The organism is Anaerolineales bacterium, assembly GCA_022866145.1.
Classification (GTDB): domain Bacteria; phylum Chloroflexota; class Anaerolineae; order Anaerolineales; family E44-bin32; genus PFL42.
The window spans coordinates 1-4,720 of sequence record JALHUE010000505.1 but is presented as its reverse complement, the minus strand read 5'-3'; the positions used below and the strand labels follow the sequence as shown (position 1 = coordinate 4,720).

Here is a 4,720-nt window from a genome sequence, read left to right as displayed (position 1 = left end):
GGGGTTCACGACCTTCTCCAGGTCACCGATGTCTTTCTACCGAACGCGGCCGAGGCGCTCGCCATCACACGCCAGGCGGATCTTGCACGAGCGGCGCTCGACCTTGGCGCGCGGGCTGGGATCGTGGCCGTCAAACTCGGCGCCGAAGGCGCCTTGGGGATCCAAAGCGGGCATCTTGCGCGAGTCGCCTCCCTTTCAGTGCGGCTGGTGGACAGCATCGGCGCCGGCGACTCCTTCGATGCAGGTTTCATCTACGGCTACCTCCAAGGATGGGATCTGGAACGCTGCCTTCGGCTTGCGGCGGTTTGCGGGGCGCTCTCCACCCAAGCTGCCGGCGGAACTGACGCTCAGCCAACGCTGGAAGCATCTCTCCGGCTGATGTGACCCGCCGAGCGCCTGTTGCAGGCGCTCCCTGCATGACCGGGGACTAGGATGAGAAGGCCAATACCGGCACACCTCGACGAGATCATCCAAGCCCAGAAATGCGGGGAAGCGCGGGGTATCCCGGGAATCTGCTCGGCTCATCCGCATGTCCTGCGGGCCGCCATGAAGCGAGCCCTTCGGGACGATTCGCCGTTGCTAGTTGAGGCCACCTGCAACCAGGTCAACCAGCATGGTGGCTACACTGGGATGACACCCGCGGCCTTCGTCGCCTATGTGCGGCGGATCGCGGAACAAGAAGGCTTTCCGACAGAACGGCTTGTTCTCGGGGGCGATCATCTGGGGCCGTCTGTCTGGCAGAATACCCCTGCTGACCACGCTATGGACGAGGCCGAGATCCTGGTGCGTGACTTCGTGCAGGCCGGCTTCACCAAGATCCACCTCGACGCGAGCATGGCCTTGGGCGGCGACGGCACGTCCCGGCGTCTTGAGGTCGAGTTGATGGCGAGACGGGCGGCGCGACTGGCGCGCGCCGCCGAGGATGCCAACCCGGAGGAGCAAGGCGCTTCGAGGCTCCGCTATGTGATCGGGACGGAGGTCCCCATTCCAGGTGGTGCCCGGGAGCATGACGAGCATGTGGCCGTCACCACTGTGGTCGCAGCCCGGGAGACGGTCGCAGCCACTCGCCGGGCTTTCGAACGGGAGGGGCTGCAGGACGCCTGGCAGCGGGTCGTCGCCCTCGTTGTCCAGCCCGGTGTCGATTTCGGGGACGAATTCGTCCTTGGCTACGATCCGGTCAAAGCGGGAGAGCTGGTGCGCTTCATCGAGCAGGAGCCCCGGCTGGTCCTTGAGGCGCACTCGACCGACTACCAGATGGTGGAAGCATTGGGCGAGATGGTTCGCGACCACTTCGCCATCCTCAAGGTAGGCCCGGCGTTGACATTTGCCTTCAGAGAAATGGTCTTCGCCCTGGCGAGTATCGAGGAGGAGCTATTTGCCGGGCGCGGGTCGGCGGAGCGGTCGAACCTCAGCGAAGTTCTCGATCAGGCGATGCTGCGGGAACCCCATCACTGGCAGAGTCATTATCGAGGATCCCCATCCGAGCTGGCTGTTGCTCGCCGATACAGCCTGAGCGATCGCGCCCGTTACTACTGGGGCGATCCGCAAGTGCAGCAAGCCCTCGAGACGCTCCTGAGAAACCTACGATCAGTCCACGTGCCGCTTGGGCTGCTCAGCCAATGTGCCCCCGACCAGTACGCCAGCCTTCGGGCCGGTAAGGTGGGAGAGGATCCTGAGGAATGGATCTCGGACCGGATTGACGCCGTCCTGGATGACTACGCCAAAGCCTGCGGGATACAGGCGGCATAGTCACTGTTGATCCTCCCCGTCCTGTCGCGTCTGCACTATCACTGTCCCACCGAGGTGGTCGCCTGTGTCCTTGCTGCTTCTCATACTAGGCGTCCACGGAGTAGAGGACGGCCCCCGAGGGCGCTACGATTGGAGGGGTCGGAAGATTCGGACCTTCGCTGAACGGGCTACAATTTCCACCTTGAACCTCACATGAAGCCCCTCGGGCGAGCGGATCATTCCTATCTACACCTCTGGTGGAAGGCCGATTGGCGGGAACCCGCTAGCCGCCCAGTCTTCGATCGGCACCCCGCAGGAATCCCGGAACCTCCCAAGCGTGTACAAGGCGTCTCTCACCCAGGCTGGCTTGCCGGACATCCGGTTCCACGACCTGCGTCATACGGCCGCCAGCCTCATGGTTCAACACGGGATCCACCCAAAGGTTGTCCAGGAGCATCTGGGGCACTCTAAGATCAATATCGCCCTCGACATCTTCTACCACGTGCTGCCCAGTCTCCAGGACGAGGCGGCGGCCAAGATCGATTCACTCATGGTGGGGACTGGAGTCGAAGCGCAGCAGGGGCGGAGCACTTGCCCTCAGTTCACCGCCAGGGCATGAGGTGATGGGTTGGCCCACAATGCGTGAGTGGTCTGCTTGACTGAGGCTGGTTACTATGCTAGTATAATAGTAATCTAGGAGTTGAGCCATGACTGAGGAAGTGACGCTAACCAAGGTTACCCGCAACGGACAAATCACCTTGCCCGCCGCGGTTCGCCGGGCGGTGGGAATCGAAGAGGGGGATCTGGTCGCCGTCACGATCGAGGGTGACACGATCACGCTGGTGCCGAAGAAGCTCGTCGACAAGAGCCAGGCCTACTTCTGGAGCGACGCCTGGCAGCAAGCGGAGCGGGAGGCGAGTGAGGATATCACTCAGGGCCGCGTTCGCTCTTTCAATGACGTTGAGGCCCTCATCGCCGCGCTCGATGCTGGTAAGGCTTGATGCAAGTTCTGCTGACTGCCCGGTTCGAGCGGGCTTACGCTGCTCTGGCACCTGACGAGCAGAGGCAGGTGCTGAAGGCACTCCGCCAGATGGGCGAGGATCTGCGGTATCGGAGTCTCGGCGTGAAGCGCATTCGCGGTACCAAGGGTATCTGGGAGGCCCGTGCCAGCCGCGGGCTACGGATCACTTTCGAGACCCAGGGAGATTCCATTATCCTACGCTATGTTGGCCACCACGACGATGCATTGGCAAGACCTTGAGGAGATCGATATCCGCGGGGAGTGATGGTTCTCCTAGCTGAAATCGTATACCGTTGCGGGTTCCCGAAGCGCTGCCACGAGGAATATGAAAGCTGCCCCAAGGAAGCCCAGTGGGTTGCTGACTAGCCGCACAAGGGCAGAAGGTTCAAGACACGCGTCGCCAGCAAACATGAGACAAGTGGGATGCAGCCTCTCCACTCCCGCCGCTTGCCCGAACTCCTGTGGATTTCCAATCCTCCGAGAGTGACCCGAACCCGCTAGGCGCCTGCAAGGAGATGCTTCGGCAGCCGGGCCTGCTGGATGCTCGATTCCGTGACCTGCGGTATTCATACTCGACAGCCGGCGCAGCGAGGGTACGACAACGGCGGCGTCACTTACGCCGCCAGTTGGCGCGTACAGCGCAAGCGCAGTTTGGGTGGCATGGAAACTCCTGTTCTCAAGTAAACAGCGGCTCCATCTCCAATTCCTCCATCTGCGTCCGCATTTCTTCATCTGTGGGCGGTGTCTCAAAACGATTGGCTGCGTCTAGCACCCTTGGCAGAACGTGAATATCCCCCACTGAGTTCAGGAACAATCCGGCATGTCCCAAGACCCAATGTACGGCTCGATCGATGGCAACTTGATCTTCCAGCGGGCGATACCAGGTGGCCCGACGAGGTCCACTTTCGCCCCACGGACTATGCACGAGGGACTTGATGGTTTGCACCGCCACATTCCGTTGTTGGCACATCCCACCCAAGGCCCAAAACTCGGCGAGGTAGCGCTCGTTCTTCGACAGTACATAGCTAAACGGCAGCAAGACGGAGTCAAAATCAAACCGCTCAAGCGCCCGACGGTGCATGTCGGCCACCGTTAGGCCGTGGCCCGTAATGCCTATGAAGCGCACCAATCCCTGCTCGCGGGCCTCGATGGCGGCCTCCAGGGCTCCATCCGGTCCCAGGGCGGTCTCCCATTCTTGCGGATCAACTAGGTTGTGCAGCTGCAGAAGATCGACTTGACTCACCTGGAGCCGGTCAAGCGAACGATGAATCTCCTCTCGTGCCTTGATCGCTGTGCGCTCACCCGTTTTCGTTGCTAGAAGGAATGGCTTGCCATGGCGACCGATCCAGCTGCCGACGCGGATTTCTGCATCTCCATAACTGGCCGCCAGATCAACATGGTTGACTCCATAGGACAATGCTAGCTCCAAAGCCGCATCAGCTTCCTCCTGAGTGACCTGTCCAAAGGCTGCCCCGCCAAGAAGAATGCGTGTACTCAAGTGTCCGGCACGTCCAAATAACTGCTTGGCTATCATGGGCTATCTCCTGACAATAGCTATCCCTCTGGAGCGACCGCCAACGGCCCCCAACTATGCTGCCCGGCGGACCGGGCGATACCGCTTCATTCTCGCACAACCCGGCAGGCCAGGCATCTTCGGGATTCCGCCTGCAAGCAGATTATCAGGCGGGCCGGTCCGCCGGGTACCGGGTTTGACAACCTGCGGCACACGGCCGCCAGCCTGATGTGCAGCAGGGGGTCCACCCCAAGGTCGTCCAGGTGCGCCTGGGGCACTCCCAGATCAGCGCCACCCTGGACATCTACTCCCACGTCCTGCCAGCCTGCAGGACGAAGCGGCTGCCAAGCGGGATTCGCGGCGCTTCGGGGCTGCAGTTGAAGCATAGAAGGGCGGGAGGCTCCTGCCGGGGTCAAGCGCTACGCCTCGGAGAGAAGGGCTGGCGATTGGCCAGCCCT

General features: G+C 61.7%; 6 protein-coding genes. 5 read left to right on the top strand and 1 reads right to left on the bottom strand.

All coding sequences use genetic code 11. From position 1 onward, the window contains the following. From MUO23_14735 to MUO23_14715, 5 genes are all read left to right on the top strand, one after another. Nucleotides 1–384, top strand: a 384-nt coding sequence (locus MUO23_14735; protein MCJ7514206.1) for a PfkB family carbohydrate kinase, incomplete at its 5' end; no start/stop codon positions are given. A 48-nt stretch (nt 385–432) separates the two neighbouring features. Next, entirely contained in the window at nt 433–1,749 is a 1,317-nt protein-coding gene (locus tag MUO23_14730; protein MCJ7514205.1) for a D-tagatose-bisphosphate aldolase, class II, non-catalytic subunit, read from the top strand. A gap of 316 nt (nt 1,750–2,065) precedes the next feature. Next, a complete protein-coding gene (locus tag MUO23_14725) occupies nt 2,066–2,347 on the top strand; it encodes a tyrosine-type recombinase/integrase (protein ID MCJ7514204.1) in 282 nt (93 codons plus the stop codon). A gap of 88 nt (nt 2,348–2,435) precedes the next feature. Then, nucleotides 2,436–2,729 carry an AbrB/MazE/SpoVT family DNA-binding domain-containing protein gene (locus MUO23_14720; protein MCJ7514203.1) on the top strand — a complete coding sequence of 98 codons (294 nt, stop codon included), beginning with the start codon at nt 2,436–2,438 and terminating at the stop codon, nt 2,727–2,729. Then, entirely contained in the window at nt 2,729–2,989 is a 261-nt protein-coding gene (locus MUO23_14715; GenBank protein MCJ7514202.1) for a hypothetical protein, read from the top strand. Before MUO23_14720 ends, MUO23_14715 begins: the two co-directional genes overlap by 1 nt. Before the next feature lie 436 nt (nt 2,990–3,425). On the opposite strand, the gene MUO23_14710 is transcribed toward MUO23_14715, so the two are convergent. Further along, nucleotides 3,426–4,283, bottom strand: a complete 858-nt coding sequence (locus tag MUO23_14710) for an aldo/keto reductase (GenBank protein MCJ7514201.1) — start codon at nt 4,281–4,283, stop codon at nt 3,426–3,428. Between the last annotated feature and the right edge of the window lie 437 nt (nt 4,284–4,720).